General features: G+C 48.4%; 16 protein-coding genes. 14 read left to right on the top strand and 2 right to left on the bottom strand.

Annotated features, from left to right (window positions below):
- Positions 1-58 precede the first annotated feature (58 nt).
- The 3 genes from QRX25_RS13355 (at position 59) to pheT (ending at position 4,628) form a co-directional block, all read left to right on the top strand.
- A complete protein-coding gene (locus QRX25_RS13355; protein WP_115997845.1) occupies positions 59-805 on the top strand; it encodes a TrmH family RNA methyltransferase in 747 nt (248 codons plus the stop codon).
- A 360-nt stretch (positions 806-1,165) separates the two neighbouring features.
- Entirely contained in the window at positions 1,166-2,200 is a 1,035-nt protein-coding gene (gene pheS, locus QRX25_RS13350) for a phenylalanine--tRNA ligase subunit alpha (protein WP_115997721.1), read from the top strand.
- A 13-nt stretch (positions 2,201-2,213) separates the two neighbouring features.
- Positions 2,214-4,628 (top strand): phenylalanine--tRNA ligase subunit beta, encoded by a 2,415-nt coding sequence (pheT, locus tag QRX25_RS13345; RefSeq protein ID WP_115997720.1) that lies wholly within the window; start codon positions 2,214-2,216, stop codon positions 4,626-4,628.
- Positions 4,629-4,666: 38 nt separating this feature from the next.
- Here the strand turns inward: pheT and rnhC are convergent, their stop codons facing one another.
- Positions 4,667-5,608: a ribonuclease HIII gene (gene rnhC, locus QRX25_RS13340; RefSeq protein ID WP_212098624.1), complete on the bottom strand. Its 942-nt coding sequence runs from the start codon at positions 5,606-5,608 to the stop codon at positions 4,667-4,669.
- Positions 5,609-5,741: 133 nt separating this feature from the next.
- Between rnhC and zapA the strand changes: the two genes are divergently transcribed.
- The 5 genes from zapA (at position 5,742) to QRX25_RS13315 (ending at position 11,156) form a co-directional block, all read left to right on the top strand.
- Positions 5,742-5,999 carry a cell division protein ZapA gene (gene zapA / locus QRX25_RS13335; protein ID WP_003152533.1) on the top strand — a complete coding sequence of 86 codons (258 nt, stop codon included), beginning with the start codon at positions 5,742-5,744 and terminating at the stop codon, positions 5,997-5,999.
- Between the two features lie 7 nt (positions 6,000-6,006).
- Positions 6,007-6,540 carry a CvpA family protein gene (locus tag QRX25_RS13330; protein ID WP_212098620.1) on the top strand — a complete coding sequence of 178 codons (534 nt, stop codon included), beginning with the start codon at positions 6,007-6,009 and terminating at the stop codon, positions 6,538-6,540.
- A gap of 105 nt (positions 6,541-6,645) precedes the next feature.
- Positions 6,646-8,358, top strand: a complete 1,713-nt coding sequence (gene polX, locus QRX25_RS13325; protein WP_212098617.1) for a DNA polymerase/3'-5' exonuclease PolX — start codon at positions 6,646-6,648, stop codon at positions 8,356-8,358.
- 20 nt (positions 8,359-8,378) lie between these two features.
- A complete protein-coding gene (locus QRX25_RS13320; RefSeq protein WP_212098614.1) occupies positions 8,379-10,736 on the top strand; it encodes an endonuclease MutS2 in 2,358 nt (785 codons plus the stop codon).
- A 15-nt stretch (positions 10,737-10,751) separates the two neighbouring features.
- Complete coding sequence (locus QRX25_RS13315; protein WP_003152541.1) at positions 10,752-11,156, top strand: DUF350 domain-containing protein; 405 nt, start codon at positions 10,752-10,754, stop codon at positions 11,154-11,156.
- A gap of 139 nt (positions 11,157-11,295) precedes the next feature.
- Here the strand turns inward: QRX25_RS13315 and QRX25_RS13310 are convergent, their stop codons facing one another.
- Positions 11,296-11,973: a DUF2711 family protein gene (locus QRX25_RS13310; RefSeq protein ID WP_212098611.1), complete on the bottom strand. Its 678-nt coding sequence runs from the start codon at positions 11,971-11,973 to the stop codon at positions 11,296-11,298.
- Between the two features lie 105 nt (positions 11,974-12,078).
- On the opposite strand from QRX25_RS13310, the gene lcfA reads away from it, so the two are divergent.
- The 6 genes from lcfA (at position 12,079) to QRX25_RS13280 (ending at position 18,733) form a co-directional block, all read left to right on the top strand.
- Positions 12,079-13,767 (top strand): long-chain-fatty-acid--CoA ligase LcfA, encoded by a 1,689-nt coding sequence (lcfA, locus tag QRX25_RS13305; protein ID WP_212098608.1) that lies wholly within the window; start codon positions 12,079-12,081, stop codon positions 13,765-13,767.
- A gap of 88 nt (positions 13,768-13,855) precedes the next feature.
- Entirely contained in the window at positions 13,856-14,440 is a 585-nt protein-coding gene (fadR, locus tag QRX25_RS13300; protein ID WP_014470798.1) for a fatty acid metabolism transcriptional regulator FadR, read from the top strand.
- Positions 14,441-14,453: 13 nt separating this feature from the next.
- Complete coding sequence (locus QRX25_RS13295) at positions 14,454-15,233, top strand: enoyl-CoA hydratase (RefSeq protein WP_212098605.1); 780 nt, start codon at positions 14,454-14,456, stop codon at positions 15,231-15,233.
- A 13-nt stretch (positions 15,234-15,246) separates the two neighbouring features.
- Positions 15,247-16,020, top strand: coding sequence for an electron transfer flavoprotein subunit beta/FixA family protein (locus QRX25_RS13290; RefSeq protein WP_212098602.1), 774 nt, complete (start codon positions 15,247-15,249; stop codon positions 16,018-16,020).
- A 31-nt stretch (positions 16,021-16,051) separates the two neighbouring features.
- Entirely contained in the window at positions 16,052-17,029 is a 978-nt protein-coding gene (locus QRX25_RS13285) for an electron transfer flavoprotein subunit alpha/FixB family protein (protein ID WP_212098599.1), read from the top strand.
- Positions 17,030-17,242: 213 nt separating this feature from the next.
- The gene (locus tag QRX25_RS13280) at positions 17,243-18,733 is read left to right on the top strand and encodes an alpha-N-arabinofuranosidase (RefSeq protein WP_212098595.1); all 1,491 of its coding nucleotides are present in this window, start codon (positions 17,243-17,245) and stop codon (positions 18,731-18,733) included.
- The last annotated feature ends 32 nt before the right edge of the window (positions 18,734-18,765 follow it).

Genomic DNA, 18,765 nt, shown 5'->3' with positions numbered 1-18,765 from the left:
GTGCTGTTCTTGAGATATAATAACAACATGCATGAAAAAAGGAGAGCACAAAAATAAAGTGAAACGAATCGACTCTGCAAAAAACCAAAAAGTGAAGGACTGGAAAAAACTTCACACAAAAAAAGAGAGACTTAAAACGAATACATTTCTGATAGAAGGAGAGCATCTGGCAGAAGAAGCGCTCAAATCAAAGGGAACGGTAAAAGAAATTCTCGTAAAAGATGAGAGCGCCATCCCGGCCGATCTGGACATGAGCATTCCTTGTTATGTGCTGAGCGAAGACGCGTTTTCAGCCGTGACGGAAACGGAAACGCCGCAGCGGATCGCCGCAGTCTGCCATATGCCGGAAGAGAAACCTGATCAGCTGAAGCGGCTCCTTCTGATTGATGCCGTGCAGGATCCGGGGAATTTAGGAACAATGATCAGAACGGCGGATGCGGCGGGTATCGACGCCGTTGTTCTTGGTGACGGGACGGCAGATCCATACAGCGGAAAAACGCTGCGTTCAGCCCAAGGATCTCACTTTCATATTCCCATTTTGAAACGTCCGCTTGATGAGTTTACCGATGAGCTGAAATCACAAGGTGTCGCGATCTACGGTACGGCGCTCGAAAACGGTGCGGTTTATCAAAGCGTGAAGCCTGAAGAAATGTTCGCGTTAATCGTCGGGAACGAGGGAGCGGGAGTGGACGCCGGCCTTCTGCAAAAAACAGATCTCAACCTGTATGTTCCGTTGTACGGACAGGCGGAATCGCTGAATGTGGCGGTGGCGGCCGCAATCCTGGTATATCATCTCAGAGGATAGGTTGCGCAAAGCCGCGAATTTCACTATAATAGATAGCAATAATGTAAAAACCGTGACAGAGGACGTCAATTTTTGCACACACTGCCTTCCAGGGAGAAAATGCCGCTGACTGAAAGCATTTTTATCGCAGCACAGAAATTGATTTTCACCTCTCGAGTTGTCACCGGGACCGCGCAGAACGCGCGTAAAGGTGAACCGGAACGATCGTTTCCGTTATGTCAATGAAGTTTTCGGCAGATGAAGTCTGCCTTAAAAAGGGTGGTACCGCGGCCACAACTCGTCCCTTCTCTAAGGGGCGGGTTTTTTTGTTTTCTGAAAAAGGCATAGAACGGTTTGGTTTACATAAAAGGAGGATGCATGATGGAAGAGAAGCTTAAACAGCTCGAACTGGAAGCTGCAGAAAAAGTAGAAGCGGCTGGTTCATTAAAAGAAGTTAACGATATTCGGGTGCAATATCTCGGAAAAAAAGGGCCGATTACAGAAGTTCTCCGCGGCATGGGCAAACTGTCCGCCGAAGAGCGCCCGAAAATGGGAGCCCTCGCCAATGAAGTGAGAGAGCGCATTGCAGCAGTCATAACGGCGAAAAATGAACAGCTTGAACAAGAAGAAATGAATAAAAAACTCAGCAGCCAGACGATTGACGTCACATTGCCGGGCAGTCCGGTAAACATCGGCGGACGCCATCCGCTGACGGTCGTTATTGAAGAAATTGAAGATTTATTTATCGGTATGGGATATACCGTAGAAGAAGGCCCTGAAGTGGAAACGGATTATTATAACTTTGAAGCGCTGAATCTGCCGAAGGAACATCCGGCCCGCGACATGCAGGACAGCTTTTACATTACTGAAGAAATGCTGATGAGAACGCAGACGTCACCGGTGCAGACACGCACGATGGAAAAACATAAAGGAAAAGGCCCCGTCAAAATCATTTGTCCCGGTAAAGTGTATCGCCGTGACAACGATGACGCGACACATTCCCATCAGTTCATGCAGATCGAGGGTCTCGTCGTGGACCGCAAAATCAGCATGAGCGACCTGAAAGGCACGCTTGAATTGGTCGCGAAAAAAATGTTCGGCCAAGACCGTGAAATCAGGCTCCGTCCGAGCTTCTTCCCATTCACAGAGCCTTCTGTCGAAGTGGATGTGACCTGCTTTAAGTGCGGCGGACAAGGCTGCTCCGTCTGCAAAAAAACAGGCTGGATCGAAATTCTCGGCGCCGGCATGGTTCACCCGAACGTGCTGAAAATGGCCGGGTTCAATCCTGAAGAGTACCAGGGTTTTGCTTTCGGGATGGGTGTTGAACGTATCGCGATGCTGAAATACGGCATTGAAGATATCCGCCATTTCTATACCAATGATGTCAGATTCATTTCGCAGTTTAAACAGGCGTAAGAGGAGGATACACATGTTTGTTTCTTATAAATGGTTAGAAGATTACGTTGACTTGCAGGGAATCGACCCGGCCGTGCTTGCAGAAAAAATTACAAGAGCCGGTATTGAAGTTGAAGGTATTGAGTATAAAGGGGAAGGCGTAAAAGGCGTTGTCATCGGACACGTGCTTGAACGTGAACAGCACCCGAATGCCGACAAACTCAACAAATGCCTTGTCGATATCGGTGCGGAGGAACCCGTGCAGATTATCTGCGGCGCCCCGAATGTTGATAAAGGACAGAAGGTTGCCGTTGCAACGGTCGGAGCCGTGCTTCCCGGCAATTTCAAAATTAAAAAAGCCAAGCTTCGCGGCGAGGCATCTCACGGCATGATCTGTTCCCTTCAGGAGCTCGGCATTGAAAGCAAGCTCGTGGCGAAAGAATATGCGGAAGGCATTTTCGTGTTTCCAAATGATGCTGAAACGGGAGCTGACGCAATGGCCGCCCTTCAGCTTGACGATGCGATTTTAGAATTGGGCTTAACGCCGAACCGCGCCGACGCGATGAACATGCTTGGCGTAGCTTATGAAGTCGCGGCTATTCTAGGCGCAGAGGTAAAGCTTCCGGAGACTTCATATGAAACAGTGGCAGAAAAAGCGGCGGACGCTGTTTCTGTCAAGATTGAAGATACGCAGGCCAACCCGCTTTATGCCGCGAAAATTATTAAAAACGTCAAAATCGGCCCGTCACCGCTTTGGATGCAGACGAAGCTGATGAATGCAGGCATCCGCCCGCATAATAACGTCGTGGACATTACAAACTTCGTCCTGCTTGAATACGGCCAGCCGCTTCACGCTTTCGATTACGACCGGTTCGGTTCAAAAGAGGTCGTCGTCAGAAAAGCGGCGGAAAACGAAACCATCGTAACGCTCGATGAACAGGAGCGCAAACTGTCAAGCAGCCATTTGGTCATCACAAACGGAAAAAAGGCGCAAGCAGTCGCGGGAGTAATGGGCGGAGCCGAGTCTGAAGTCCGTGAAGACACCACCTCGATTTTACTGGAAGCCGCTTATTTCGACGGACAGACCGTCCGCAAAGCGTCGAGAGACCTCGGGCTGAGAAGCGAAGCGAGCGCCAGATATGAAAAAGGCATTGACCCGGCACGCGTTCTGCTTGCAGCTGAACGGGCCTGCAGTCTCATTCAGGCGTATGCGGGCGGAGAAGTGCTGTCAGGCACGGTTGAAGAAAACCATCTGAAAATCGAAGCGAACAACATTCACGTGTCAGTTGAGAAGGTGAACGCCGTGCTCGGCATGACAATCGCTAAGGAAGAAATCATCAGCATTTACAAGCGGCTCGGTTTTGCAGTCGGTGAAGCTGAAGACGTTCTCGTTGTAACGGTGCCGTCACGCCGCGGAGATATTAAAATCGAAGAGGACCTGATTGAAGAAGCGGCAAGATTGTACGGATATGACAATATTCCGTCCACGCTTCCGGAAACGGCCGGCACGACAGGCGGCTTGACACCGTATCAGGCAAAACGCCGGAAAGTGAGACGTTTCCTTGAAGGAGCGGGTCTTTCACAAGCGACCACATATTCATTGACCAATGATAAAAAAGCGGCCGCTTTTGCGATCGAAAAATCATTCAACACGATGCTGGCTCTGCCGATGAGTGAGGAAAGAAGCATTCTCAGACACAGCCTCGTGCCGAATCTGCTTGAAGCCGTTTCATACAACCTGGCCAGACAGACTGATTCCGTTGCATTATACGAAACGGGTTCTGTATTTCTGACGAAGGAAGAAAATACAAAACCGGTTGAAAAAGAACGGGTTGCCGGAGCTGTAACCGGATTATGGCGCAAAAACTTATGGCAGGGTGAGAAAAAGCCGGTTGATTTCTTCGTTGTCAAAGGAATCGTTGAAGGCCTGCTGCATCAATTGAATGTGTCAGACCGGATTGAATTTGTCCAGTCAGAACGCAAAAACATGCATCCCGGCCGGACCGCAAACATTCTTTTGAACGGCTCACTTGCCGGATTTATCGGACAGGTGCACCCGGCAATGGAAAAAGAGCTGGATATCAAAGAAACGTATGTGTTCGAGCTTGATCTGCACGCGCTTCTGACCGAAGAAACAGAACCTCTCGTGTACACGGCGATTCCGAAATACCCGTCCGTCACGCGTGACATCGCGCTTGTTGCAGATAAAACCGTTACTAGCGGACAGCTCGAAGCCGTTATCAAAGATGCCGGCGGCGCGCTGTTGAAAGAAGTGACCGTCTTTGATGTGTACGAAGGCGAGCATATGGAAGAGGGCAAAAAATCCGTCGCCTTCTCGCTTCAATATGTCAATCCTGAACAAACATTGACAGAAGAAGAAGTGACAAAAGTCCATGAAAATGTGCTGAAAGCGCTCGAAGAAACATATCAGGCCGTATTAAGAGGCTAAAGAAAAAAGCTTGCAGATCACTCTGCAAGCTTTTTTTATTATGACTGCTTCCGTTCAACAAGGCGCTTCGCCTTTTGCGTATTGGCAAAATGAAGTTTGGTGAATGTTCTGAGCGCATTTTCTCCCTTATTGATGATCAGCTTGGCGGCAGCTTCATCGACGTGCGGCCCCGCGCCTTTGGGGATCGTCATCCCGGCTTCACGGGAAAGCTTATCCATTTCAAGTAAGAAAGAATATCGCGCGATGATAGAGGCTGCGGCGACGGAAAGGTGTATGCTTTCCGCCTTCGTGCTGAAAAACGTTTTTTCTTTTACGATATCCCGCCCGGAAAGATGCTTAAAATAAATGCCGGGCTCTGCAAATTGGTCAATCAGAATCGCTTCCGGTTTGACGCCGTTCATTTTTTTCAGCAGATTGGAAATCGCCTGATTATGAAGTAGCGCCTTCATTTTTCCTTGGCTCATGCCTTTTTCCTGCATCTGATTGTATTTTTCGTTTTTTAACACAAGCAGGCTGTAAGGGATGGTTTTAATTAACAGTTTGGCGATTTCAATAATCTGCGGATCTTTTAAATCCTTCGAATCCTTGACGCCCAGTTCTTTCATTAAAGAAAGCTTTGTTTTGTCGGCGTAGGCGCAGGCAACCGTTATCGGCCCGAAGTAATCGCCTGTTCCGACCTCATCTGAGCCGATCACCGACATGGACGCAATGCCCGCCGGGGGAGCGTAGATCGGATCGGCCGCTTTTTTGACGGTTTTCTTTGCCTTCGGCGCCTCAGCCGTTCCCCAGCGGGCCGCTTCTGTGCCGGCGTTTTTTCCTTGAAAGAGAACCTTGCCCGAGCGGTAGGCTGTAATGGTACAGCCCGGCGGCTTAGCCTGGAAGACGGCGCCCTGCGGAACGGCGGGGGTAAGGGAGCCGGCATAGGAATGTTTCATTTGTTCTATAGCGGAAGCGGATACTTTTATAACTGAATGGGACACGATATAATCTCCTTTTTTGGCACTTTTCACTGTATATACCAGTGTATCATAACAGCCCGAGGCTCGTCTTTCCATTCAAACGATAATCGTGGTATGATAGGAACTAGGATTCTCGCGGAATGGAGGAGAAACGTTGTCTGACGGCAAAAAAACCAAAACGACAGTTAACATTTACGGCCAGCACTTCACCATTATCGGGGAAGAAAGCAAAGCGCACATGCGTCATGTGGCCGGAATGGTTGATGATAAAATGAGAGAAATCAACGAGAAAAATCCATATCTTGATATAAATAAGCTCGCTGTTTTGACTGCGGTCAATGTAGTGCATGATTATATGAAACTGCAAGAAAAATATGAAATACTGGAGCGGCAGCTTAAAGAAAAGGAATGAACACCATATGATAGATATCATCATCTTAGTTTTGCTCTTGATGGGCACATTGCTTGGATTGAAAAGAGGATTTGTCCTCCAATTTATATATTTAACGAGTTTTATCCTTTCGATTGCGTTTGCGGCGCTTTTTTACAAAAACCTTGCGCCGCATTTGAGCTTTATACCTGCGCCTGATTTTTCCGGCGGCCAGGCGGCTCTTTCCTTTATTAAAGGAAACGTAGAGACGGCTTATTACAATGCGATCGCGTTTGTCATTTTGTTTATCATCGCAAAGATTCTGCTCCGTATTATCGGAGCGGCCCTTAATATCATCGCCAGCATTCCGGTCATTAAACAGATCAACAAACTGCTGGGCGGGGTGCTCGGGTTTCTGGAAGTCTATCTATTTGCGTTTATCCTGTTATACGTCGCATCCGTACTGCCTGTAAGCGCGCTTCAAGATATGCTCGCACAATCAACGCTTGCGGATATCATCACACATCATACGCCGTATCTGTCAGGGCTCCTGCAAGAACTGTGGGCCCAGTACGGGGCATAAAAAACTTCTCTTGACCGGAGAAGTTTTTTTCAAGCTCTGCGTCAGTTGTGCAGGAGGAGAAAAATTTGTATGATGAAAAGCAGGAAACGACTGGGGGTTAACAGTATGCATAAAAAAGATATTATCAGGCTGCTTGAAACGATTGCGGTCTATATGGAACTGAAAGGGGACAACCCGTTTAAAATATCAGCCTTCCGAAAAGCGGCAGCGGCGCTTGAGCAGGACGACCGCAGCCTGTCGGAAATCGACGACATGATGTCTTTATCCGGCATCGGAAAAGGCACTTACGCCGTCATTCGTGAATATATGCAGGAAGGTGTGTCCGGCACGCTTCTCCAATTGCAGAAAGAAGTCCCAGAAGGCTTGGTTCCTCTGCTGAAGCTTCCGGGCCTCGGCGGCAAGAAAATCGCCAAGCTGTATCAAGAGCTGGGCGTTCATGACGCGGAATCGCTGAAAGAAGCATGCGAGCAGCAAAAAGTACAGGGTCTCGCCGGTTTCGGCAAAAAAACAGAGGAGAAAATCCTCCAGGCTCTCGGAGAAGCCGGAAAACAGCCTGAACGTTTTCCGATCGGCTATGCGCTCAGCATTGCTTCAGTGATTGAAGAACATTTGGCCGGGCTGACGGATATTCAGAAATATTCCCGTGCCGGCAGTCTCAGAAGAGCGCGGGAAACCGTAAAAGATCTGGATTACATTATCGCCACAGATCATCCGGCGGCTGTCAGAGACCAGCTTCTGTCCCTGCCGAACGTAAAAGACGTGATAGCGAGCGGGGATACAAAGGTATCAGTCATCCTGACCTTTGAATATGAGACGAGTGTGGATTTCCGGCTTGTGACTGAGGAGCAGTTTGCGACCACACTGCATCATTTTACCGGCTCCAAAGATCACAATATTAGAATGCGCCAGCTGGCAAAAGAGCGCGGTGAACGGATCAGCGAATACGGGGTGGAAACGATAGAAACGGGAGAAGTCAAAACTTTCCCGAGCGAAGAAGCCTTTTACGCCCACTTCGGTCTGCCGTTTATTCCTCCGGAGCTCAGAGAAAGCGGGCAGGAGGTCGACACGTATCGGGAAGAAACGGACCTTGTGGAGCAAAAAGAGATAAAAGGCGATCTCCATATGCACTCAGCTTGGAGTGACGGCGCTTTTTCCATCAGGGAAATGGCAGAAGCGTGTATGGCAAAAGGCTATCAGTACATGGCGATCACCGATCATTCCCAATATTTAAAGGTAGCCAACGGGTTAACGGCCGAACGGCTCAGAAAACAAGCGGAAGAAATTGACACGTTGAACGCCGAGTTTGAACACTTCCATATTTTTAAAGGCGTGGAAATGGACATTCTCCCCGACGGCTCGCTTGATTATGATGACAGTGTCCTGTCTGAAATGGATCTTGTCATCGCGTCTATTCATTCAAGCTTCAGCCAGCCGGAACATGTCATTATGAAACGGCTTGAACAGGCGCTGACGAATAAGCACGTGGACATTATCGCCCACCCGACGGGCCGGCTGATCGGCAGACGGGCCGGCTATGAAGTCGACATCGACATGCTGATTGAACTTGCCGCCAAAACAAATACGGCGCTTGAACTGAATGCAAACCCCGCGCGCCTCGATTTACGGACTGAGCATCTGATCAAAGCAAACGAAAAAGGCGTGACTTTGGTCATTAATACGGATGCCCATAATATAGAGATGCTCGATGATATGCAAACGGGCGTGACCGCTGCGCGCAAAGGCTGGACAGAAACAAAGAATGTTTTAAACGCCCGGCCGCTACATGAGGTCAAAGCATTTCTGACGCGCAATGATTAAGTAAGGAGGACCACAAAACCGTGCAGCAAAAAGTGTTATCATCACTTGAATTTCATAAAGTAAAAGAACAGATTACCGCACATGCCGCCTCATCGCTCGGCCGGGAAAAGCTTCTGCAGCTGAAGCCTTTGACTGATCTCGCCGACATCCAAAAACAGCTGGATGAAGTCGAAGAAGCATCCGCCATCATGCGCTTAAGAGGCCATGCTCCGTTCGGCGGTCTGACGGATATAAGATCGGCTTTGCGGCGGGCGGAAATCGGCAGCGTGCTGACCCCGGCGGAATTCACCGAATTGTCCGGGCTGCTGTATGCCGTTAAGCAAATGAAGCACTTTATCAGCCAAATGACAGAAGACGGCGTCAGCATTCCGCTGATACAGGCCCATGCAGAAGAGCTGATTACATTGGGCGATTTGGAAAGGGAGATTAATTCCTGCATTGATGATCACGGCGAAGTGCTTGATCATGCATCTCCCGCTTTAAGAGGAATCCGCACGCAGCTCAGAACGCTTGAATCAAGAGTGAGAGACCGGCTTGAATCGATGCTGCGTTCATCTTCCGCTTCAAAAATGCTGTCTGACACGATCGTTACGATTCGGAATGACCGCTTTGTCATTCCGGTCAAGCAGGAATACAGATCAAGCTACGGCGGGATCGTGCATGATACTTCTTCATCAGGTGCGACGCTGTTTATTGAACCGCAGGCGATCGTCGATATGAACAACTCGCTTCAGCAGGCGAAGGTGAAAGAAAAACAGGAAATCGAACGGATTCTCCGGATGCTGACGGAGCATACGGCTGAACACACACAAGAGATTGTTCAAAATGTGGAAGTGCTGCAGACACTGGATTTCATTTTCGCAAAAGCGAGATACGCAAAAGCGATGAAGGCGACAAAACCGTTCATGAACGGAGACGGCTTTATCCGTCTGAAAAAAGCGCGCCATCCGCTGCTGCCTCAAGACCAAGTCGTGGCCAACGATATTGAACTGGGCGGAGATTATACGACGATCGTCATCACGGGTCCGAATACGGGCGGTAAAACCGTTACGTTAAAAACGCTCGGGCTGTTGACGATAATGGCGCAGGCAGGACTGCACATACCGGCTGATGAAGGATCGGAAGCCGCCGTATTTGATCATGTTTTTGCCGATATCGGTGATGAACAGTCGATCGAACAAAGCCTGAGTACGTTCTCATCTCACATGGTCAATATCGTCAGTATTTTAAAAGACGTGTCCGAAAACAGTCTGGTGCTGTTTGATGAGCTCGGTGCCGGAACCGACCCGCAGGAAGGGGCGGCGCTTGCCATGAGCATTCTTGACGAAGTCCACCGGACAAACGCCAGAGTGCTTGCGACAACTCATTATCCGGAGCTGAAAGCATACGGTTATAACAGACAAGGCGTCATGAATGCAAGCGTTGAATTTGATATTGAAACGCTTTCGCCGACCTACAAGCTCCTGATCGGAGTGCCGGGCCGAAGCAACGCTTTTGAAATCTCAAGCCGCCTCGGCCTGCCGGAGCATATCATCGGCCAGGCGAAGTCAGAAATGACCGCCGAACACAATGAAGTCGATCTGATGATCGCGTCACTTGAAAAAAGTAAAAAAAGAGCGGATGAAGAGCTTTCTGAAACCGAATCAATCAGAAAAGAAGCAGAAAAACTGCATAAAGAGCTGCAGCAGCAAATCATTGAGCTGAATGCCCAGAAAGACAAACTGATGGAAGAAGCCGAACAAAAAGCAGCGGAAAAACTGGAAGACGCCGCAAAAGAAGCGGAACAGATCATTCGCGAGCTCCGGTCCATCAAGCAAGAACACAGATCCTTTAAGGAACACGAGCTGATTGATGCCAAAAAACGTCTCGGAGACGCGATGCCGGCTTTTGAAAAATCAAAGCAGCCGGAAAGAAAAACAGAGAAAAAACGCGAGCTGAAGCCGGGTGACGAAGTAAAGGTGCTCACATTCGGACAAAAAGGGGCGCTGCTTGAAAAAACCGGCGAGAAAGAATGGAATGTCCAAATCGGCATCCTTAAAATGAAGGTGAAGGAAAAAGATCTTGAGTTTCTCAAGTCCGCTCCTGAACCGAAAAAAGAAAAAGCCATCACCGCCGTAAAAGGGAAGGATTATCACGTGTCCCTTGAACTTGATCTGCGGGGAGAGCGTTACGAAAATGCCCTCAGCCGCGTCGAAAAATATTTAGATGACGCGGTGCTTGCCGGCTATCCGAGAGTGTCCATCATTCACGGAAAAGGCACGGGCGCCCTCCGAAAAGGGGTGCAGGATCTTCTGAAAAACCACCGCAGCGTGAAAAGCTCGCGGTTCGGGGAAGCGGGAGAAGGAGGATCAGGCGTAACGATTGTCGAACTAAAATAAAAGGGAGTAAACGTCATGAATGCTTTTTGGGAAAATGAGCTTGTTGAAATCGCGGCTTATTACAGTGTAGCCGTTTTGTGTCTCGTCATTTTTCTGACCGTGTTTGAATTGGTGACATCCTATAAAAACTGGGTAGAAATCCAAAAAGGCAATCTTGCGGTTGCAATGGCGACCGGAGGGAAAATTCTCGGGATCGCGAATGTCTTTCAGCACAGCATCGCCCAGCACAATTCGCTGCTGCAAATGATCGGCTGGGGCGTATACGGATTTATTATGCTTTTAATCAGCTATTTTATCTTTGAATTTCTGACGCCCCGGTTTAAAATTGATAAAGAAATTGAAAAAGATAACAGAGCTGTCGGCTTTATTTCATTTGTCATCTCAGTCGGCCTGTCATTTGTGGTGGCCGCCGGGATTTAAGGGGACGGGGAAAAATGGAGAAGCTTGCGAAAGTGCTGCTGTCGGCAGCGGGAATTTTTCTGTTCATCGGACTTATTTATCTGGTCATGACATCTTAATACTGAAAAAAAGGCTGCCGAACTAAACCCGGCGGCCTTTTTTATTGAGAAAACCAGTTTATGCAGGTCGTATCAGAGCAAATGACGGCTTCCCAATTCATGGTCTGGACTACAGACGGCATGTCTTGATCTTCCATGAGAAAGAGTGTCGTGAAAGAATCATACATACTCATAAACGCGGCGCTGCGCTTTTCATTGGCAATGATCATGTCAGCCTGCAGCAGTCCGCATACATCCAAAGGCGCCGTTTGATTGAGCGAAAACATACCTTTCTCTTCGACCGGCTCATAATAAATGCAGCGCTCAATGCCTTTTGAACGGAACACGTCTAAGAGCCCCGGAATCAAAAATGGCGAAGTGACATCATCGCTCGGCAAGTACAGATCCGAATGATGAAGCCGATTAAGCAGCTCGGCGGATTCAGGCTGTGCATATTCATCCCGCAATGCCGTGACAGCGGTCATAAGTGCAAGCGCGGTCTCTTTTTCAGAGTGCAGTCCGCAAATGGTCATGACGGTATTCCAAGAAACGGGTCTGCCCATTGTGATGATCTCCTCATCACTCGGATAAATATGTTCAAAAGGCCGCTTGCGCTTTTGCTCTTCCCACCCATCCGGCATTCGGACAAAGGGATGAAGCAAAAAGGCGGCTGAAGTAAACGGCCTCGGAAGCTGGCGCAGAATAGGAACTCCCTCTTCAAAATGCATCGTTTCCAGCAAAGACAACACCTCCTGAACGTCAAAATTCACATGAAACGCTTTCCAATTCCAATCAGCCTTCTGCTATAATAATAGCGTATAGGAAAAACAGAAGGGAGAGGTTTTATGCAGTCTGAAAAGCCATGGCTTTCTCAATATCCCGAAGAGATTCCGCATGAGCTTGAATTTACCGATCAAACCCTGCCATCCAATCTGACAAACTCCGCAGCTCAATTCCCAAACCATACCGCCATTTATTTTCTCGGAAAAAAACTCACATTCCAAGAGGTTCTCACAGATTCATTAAAGCTTGCCGCTTTTTTACGCAAAACAGGTCTGAAAAAAGGTGACAGAGCCGCCATTATGCTGCCCAATTGTCCGCAGTCGGTCATCGCTTTTTACGGTGTATTGTTTGCCGGCGGCATTGTTGTTCAAACCAATCCTCTCTACACGGAACACGAGCTTGAGTATCAGCTGAAAGACAGTGCGCCGCGTGTGATCATCACCCTCGATATGCTGTTTCCGAAGGTGATAAAAATGAAAACGTTATCAATCGTCGAGCGCATTATTACAACCAGTATCAAAGACTTTTTGCCGTTTCCGAAAAAAATGCTTTATACGCTCACGCAAAAACAACAGGTGCATATTGATTATGACGGCCACGAACAGATTCACAGCTTAGCGGACATCTTAAAAGAAGAAAAAGCCGAGGAAGCGGAGCTATCGGATATTGACCCTGCGCATGACATTGCCGTGCTTCAATACACGGGCGGAACAACCGGCTATCCGAAAGGCGTCATGCTCACGCACCGGAACATTCAGGCCAATACAGAAATGTGCGCCGCCTGGATGTACAAAATGAAGAAGGGAGCCGAAAAGGTGCTCGGCATCGTACCTTTTTTTCATGTGTACGGATTAACCGCCGTGCTCAATTTTTCCATCATGCAAGGGTGTGAAATGATCCTTCTTCCTAAATTTAATCCCTTGGACACCCTAAAAACAATCGACAGGCTGAAGCCGACGGTTTTTCCGGGGGCGCCGACGATTTACATCGGGCTTTTGCATCACCCCGAACTGAATAAATATGATCTCTCGTCCATCAAAAGCTGTCCGAGCGGTTCAGCTGCTCTGCCGGTCGAAGTCAAACAGAAATTTGAAAAAGTGACCGGAGGAAAGCTTGTGGAAGGCTACGGGTTATCTGAAGCATCACCGGTTACCCATTCAAACTTCATTTGGGGAAAAAATAAACCCGGCAGCATCGGCTGTCCTTGGCCCAATACCGATGCCGGAATATATTCAGAAGAAAAAGGCGGGCTTGCGGAGCCGTATGAACACGGCGAGCTGATCGTAAAAGGCCCGCAGGTTATGAAAGGCTATTGGAACAAACAGGAGGAGACGGCGCGTGTCATCAGAGACGGCTGGCTGTTTACCGGTGATATGGGTTACATGGATGAGGAAGGGTTTTTCTACATCGCTGATAGGAAAAAAGACATCATCATTGCCGGCGGATACAACATTTACCCGCGAGAGGTGGAAGAGGCGCTGTATGAGCACGAAGCCGTTCTGGAAATCGTCGTAGCGGGCGTGCCGGACTCCTACAGAGGGGAAACGGTGAAAGCATTTATCGTCTTGAAAAAAGGGGCCGAGACAGATGCCGATGAGCTTGACGCGTTTGCAAGAGAGCGGCTTGCGCCGTACAAAGTCCCGAAGCTTTACGAATTCAGAAAAGAGCTTCCGAAAACGGCTGTCGGAAAAATATTGAGAAGACGCTTAGTCGAAGAGGCAGATGCTTCCCGTGAAAACAAAGTGCCTTAAAAGAAAAACTTGACAAAACCCGGATTCCTTTTTATCATGAAGTTATGAATGAATAGTCATTCATTTATTGAAGGAAGGAACGATGACATTGAACCAAAAACGGCCAAAGTATATGCAGATCATTGATGCAGCAGTAGAAGTCATAGCGGAAAACGGCTATCACCAATCACAGGTGTCCAAAATCGCCAAGCAGGCCGGCGTTGCGGACGGCACCATCTATTTATATTTCAAAAACAAAGAGGATATACTCATTTCTCTTTTTAAAGAAAAGATGGGCCAGTTCATTGAACGCATGGAAGAAGAAGTGAAAGAAAAAACGACGGCAAAAGAAAAACTCGCTCTCGTCATTAAGCAGCATTTCACACTGCTCGGCAATGACCGCCACCTCGCGATTGTGACCCAGCTTGAGCTCAGACAGTCGAATATCAAGCTGCGCCTGAAAATCAATGACATTTTAAAAGGTTATTTAAACATGCTGGACACCATTTTGACCGAAGGAATTGAGTCGGGCGAATGGAAAGACAATCTCGACGTCCGCCTCGCCCGGCAGATGATATTCGGGACGATAGATGAAACAGTGACAACATGGGTGATGAACGATCAGAAATATGATCTTCCGGATTTGTCAGACAAGGTATTGGAACTGTTGGTGTCAGGGATTCATCAAAACTAAAGGGGGTTGACGGATGAAAAGCCTTTCAGTGGCGGTAGAACAATCTGTCGCGGTGATCACCATTGATCATCAGCCGGCCAACGCGCTGTCCGGTGCGATTTTAGATGAATTGTCCGGTCTGTTCGACCGGTATGAAACAGATGACAGCGTCAGAAGCATCATCATTCGCGGTGAGGGGAAATTTTTCTCGGCGGGCGCCGATATAAAGGAATTTACGTCGCTTGAAAATCTTGAGCAGTCTTCTGCCATGGCGGATAAAGGCCAGCAGCTGATGGAAAAAATTGAAGGGTTTCCAAAGCCTGTTATCGCGGCGATTCACGGCGCTGCGCTCGGCGGCGGTCTGGAGCTTGCCATGGCATGTCATATCAGAATCGCTACATTGGATGCAAAGCTCGGCCTGCCCGAGCTGAATCTCGGCATTATTCCGGGCTTTGCCGGGACGCAGCGTCTGCCCCGGTACGTCGGCACGGCGAAAGCGCTTGAAATGATCGGCACTTCAGAACCTGTGACCGGAAAAGAAGCGCTCAGCCTCGGGCTTGTCACCATAGGTGCCGAAAATGAGGAAGAGCTGCTGCAGAAGGCGAAAACGCTCGCGGGCAAGTTTGCGGAAAAAAGCCCGCAGTCGATGGCTTTTCTGCTTGAGCTCCTTTATACAAACAAGGTTTATTCTTATGACGGCGGCTTAAAGCTTGAAGCAAAGCGCTTTGGGGAAGCATTTGCATCAGATGACGCAAAAGAAGGCATTCAGGCATTTCTCGAAAAAAGAAAGCCTCAATTCGGTGGGCGAAGATAAAGGGGATAAGAATATGAATCTATTTGTACTGATGAAACGGACGTTTGACACAGAAGAGAAAATCGTCATTGAAGCAGGAAAGATTCAGGAGGACGGAGCCGAATTTATCATTAATCCGTATGATGAATACGCCATTGAAGAAGCCATCCAGCTGAAAGAAGAGCACGGCGGAACCGTTACCGCCGTAACGGTCGGCGGAGAGGACGCGGAGAAAGAACTGCGCACAGCTCTTGCGATGGGCTGCGACCAGGCGGTGTTAATCAATATTGAAGATGACCTGAGCGATCCTGACCAATATTCCATTTCAACGATCTTATATCACTATTTCAAAGATAAGGAATATGATCTGATTCTCGGCGGAAATGTGGCGATCGACGGCGGCTCCGGCCAAGTGGCGCCAAGACTTGCCGAACTGTTAAACATTCCTTGCATCACAACGATTACAAAATTGACAATCAGCGGCGATGAAGCTGTTGCAGAGAAAGACAATGAAGGGGATACCGAAATCATTAAAACTTCTCTTCCTTTAGTCATCACGGCGCAGCAAGGATTAAACGAGCCGCGTTATCCGTCGCTTCCGGGCATTATGAAGGCGAAGAAAAAACCGCTGGAAGAACTTGAGCTCGATGACCTTGACATTGATGAGGACGATGCTGCTCCGAAGCTCAAAACGATCGAACGTTTTCTGCCGCCGAAAAAAGAAGCGGGCAAACTGATCGAAGGAGAAGCCGCCGAGCAGGCGAAAGAGCTTGTGTCATTGCTGAGAAAAGAAGCCAAAGTCGTATAAACTGATATTAAAGAAACTGGGGGATGTCAGAATGGGAAAAAAAGTGATCGTACTCGGAGAAATTCGTGACGGCGCCTTACGGAACGTCACCTTTGAAGCTATAGCCGCAGGCAAAACCATTTCCGGCGGAGGAGATGTAATCGGCGTGCTGCTGGGAAAAGGCGCGGCTGATGCAGCACCAGAACTCATTCACTACGGCGCCGACAAAGTATTTACGGCTGATACACCGGGGCTTTCTCAGTATACAGCAGACGGATATGCCGCAGTTCTCGGGGATCTGATCGAAAATGAAAAGCCTGATGCGGTCATTTTCGGCCACACTTCTATGGGAAAAGATTTGTCACCGAAGCTTGCGGCCCGTTTTGAAACGGGATTGATTTCAGACAGTACGGATGTAAGCGTTACCGGGGACAACATCGTTTTTACAAGACCGATCTATTCCGGCAAAGCCTTTGAACAGGTGATTTCAACCGATCCTTTCATCTTGGCGACAATCCGTCCGAATAACATTCAGGCATTAGAAAAAGACGCGAGCCGCACGGGTGATATTGAAGAGCTTGCGGCGCCGGCGGCAGATTTGCGGACGGTCATTGAAGAAGTAGTCAAAAAGACAGCGGACGGCGTGGATCTGTCAGAAGCGAAAATTATCGTTGCGGGCGGCCGCGGCGTCAAAAGCAAAGACGGGTTTGAACCGTTAAAAGAACTTGCCGAAGTGCTGGGAGCAGCGGTGGGCGCTTCGCGCGGCGCTTGCGACGCGGACTATTGTGACTATTCTCTTCAGATCGGCCAGACGGGAAAAGTCGTCACGCCGGATTTGTATATTGCCTGCGGAATTTCCGGAGCGATTCAGCACTTGGCGGGAATGTCAAACAGTAAAGTCATCGTTGCCATTAACAAAGACCCGGAAGCGGAAATATTCAAAATAGCGGACTACGGAATTGTCGGTGATTTGTTCGAAGTGGTTCCGCTTCTGACCCAGGAATTCAAAAATGCCAATATTCATTCATAATCAAAACCCTCTGGCTCTTTTGTCAGAGGGTTTTTGTTTGGGATAATTGGTTCGTACAAATTATACATTGATAAAATAATAGATTGACATGTACGAACCAATGTAATAAGCTTTCTGTAAAGCGCTTACAAACTTATCCTTTCAGCATACATCCCGGAAACAAAGATTGACTGTAGTGCTTTCATTCTTATTAAGGGAAAGGAATGATCAAGTTTGTCTCACAATACGGCAGTCATTCAAACCGATATCACTAGGGCAACCATTAACAAAAATATATACGGGCATTTCGCGGAACACTTAGGAAAAGGCATATATGAGGGCATCTGGGTCGGAAAAGATTCCGATATCCCGAATACCGACGGGATCAGGACAGATGTCGCATCTGCTCTCAAAAAGCTTCAGATTCCTGTTCTCAGATGGCCCGGCGGCTGTTTTGCTGATGAATACCATTGGGCAAACGGCGTAGGGAAACGCAAAACAATGCTGAATACCCATTGGGGCGGCACGATTGACTCTAATGAATTCGGCACGCACGAATTTATGATGCTTTGTGAACTGCTCGGCTGCGAACCGTACATCGCCGGAAACGTCGGCAGCGGAACGGTTAAGGAAATGGCTGATTGGATTGAATACATGACATTTGAAGCAGGCACGCCGATGTCCGACTGGAGAAAGGAAAACGGGCGGGAAAAACCATGGAAGCTGAAATATTTCGGAATAGGAAATGAGAACTGGGGCTGCGGCGGAAACATGCATCCTGAGTATTATGCCGACCTTTACAGAAATTTTCAAACCTATGTCCGCAATTACAGCGGTAATGAAATCTATAAAATTGCCGGCGGCGCGAATGTCGACGATTACCGCTGGACCGAAATCTTAATGAAAAAAGCCGCAGATCTCATGGACGGGCTGAGCCTCCATTATTACACAATACCGGGCGACTTCTGGAAGGGAAAAGGATCAGCGACGGAGTTTACGGAAGATGAATGGTTCATCACGATGAAAAAAGCGGCGCATATGGATGAATTGATCACAAGGCACAGCGCCATCATGGATCAGTATGATCCGGAAAAAAGAGTCGGTCTGATCATTGATGAATGGGGCACATGGCTTGATCCTGAGCCCGGCACGAATCCGGGCTTTCTGTATCAGCAGAATACGATCCGCGACGCGCTTGTCGCCGCCACGCATTTTCACATTTTTCATCACCACGCAGACCGTGTACAGATGGCCAATATCGCGCAAACCGTCAACGTGCTTCAGGCAATGATCCTGACAGAAGAGAAACAGATGCTGTTGACGCCGACATATCATGTGTTTGATATGTTTAAGGTTCATCAAGACGCTTCTCTTTTGACATCAGAAACAAAAGCGGCAGGGTACGAATGGAAAGACGGCCGGCTCCCGCAGGTCAGCATTTCAGCGTCCAAACAGCAAAACGGCGACATACATATCAGCATTTGCAATATCGATCATCTGCACAAAGCCGACGTGAAGATTGAACTGCGAGGCATGAAAAAGGCAGGGAAGCCTTCGGGAACGATTCTGCATGCGGAAAAAATGAATGCCCGCAATACATTCAGCAGCCCGGAAAACGTCAAACCGAAGCCGTTTTCCGGATTTACTCAAAAGGGCGGAAACCTTGAGGCGGAGCTTCCTCCGATGGCGGTAGTTTTAATTACGCTGCCTGCTGACCCATCTTAAGTTTTGAATGCCTGCTGATCGGTAATAATACA

It is taken from the genome of Bacillus sp. L381 (genome assembly GCF_030284525.1).
GTDB classification, from domain to species: Bacteria; Bacillota; Bacilli; order Bacillales; family Bacillaceae; genus Bacillus; species Bacillus amyloliquefaciens.
Note: the sequence above shows the minus strand (reverse complement) of the source record. Positions and strands in the feature narration are given on the sequence as shown.

Bases quoted from the DNA above. Each gene is read 5' to 3' on its own strand.
- QRX25_RS13295 (WP_212098605.1), top strand. From the start codon at position 14,454: ATGAAAAGCCTTTCAGTGGCGGTAGAACAATCTGTCGCGGTGATCACC.
- polX (WP_212098617.1), top strand. From the start codon at position 6,646: ATGCATAAAAAAGATATTATCAGGCTGCTTGAAACGATTGCGGTCTAT.
- QRX25_RS13315 (WP_003152541.1), top strand. From the start codon at position 10,752: ATGAATGCTTTTTGGGAAAATGAGCTTGTTGAAATCGCGGCTTATTAC.
- QRX25_RS13285 (WP_212098599.1), top strand. From the start codon at position 16,052: ATGGGAAAAAAAGTGATCGTACTCGGAGAAATTCGTGACGGCGCCTTA.
- pheS (WP_115997721.1), top strand. From the start codon at position 1,166: ATGGAAGAGAAGCTTAAACAGCTCGAACTGGAAGCTGCAGAAAAAGTA.
- lcfA (WP_212098608.1), top strand. From the start codon at position 12,079: ATGCAGTCTGAAAAGCCATGGCTTTCTCAATATCCCGAAGAGATTCCG.
- QRX25_RS13290 (WP_212098602.1), top strand. From the start codon at position 15,247: ATGAATCTATTTGTACTGATGAAACGGACGTTTGACACAGAAGAGAAA.
- QRX25_RS13330 (WP_212098620.1), top strand. From the start codon at position 6,007: ATGATAGATATCATCATCTTAGTTTTGCTCTTGATGGGCACATTGCTT.
- pheT (WP_115997720.1), top strand. From the start codon at position 2,214: ATGTTTGTTTCTTATAAATGGTTAGAAGATTACGTTGACTTGCAGGGA.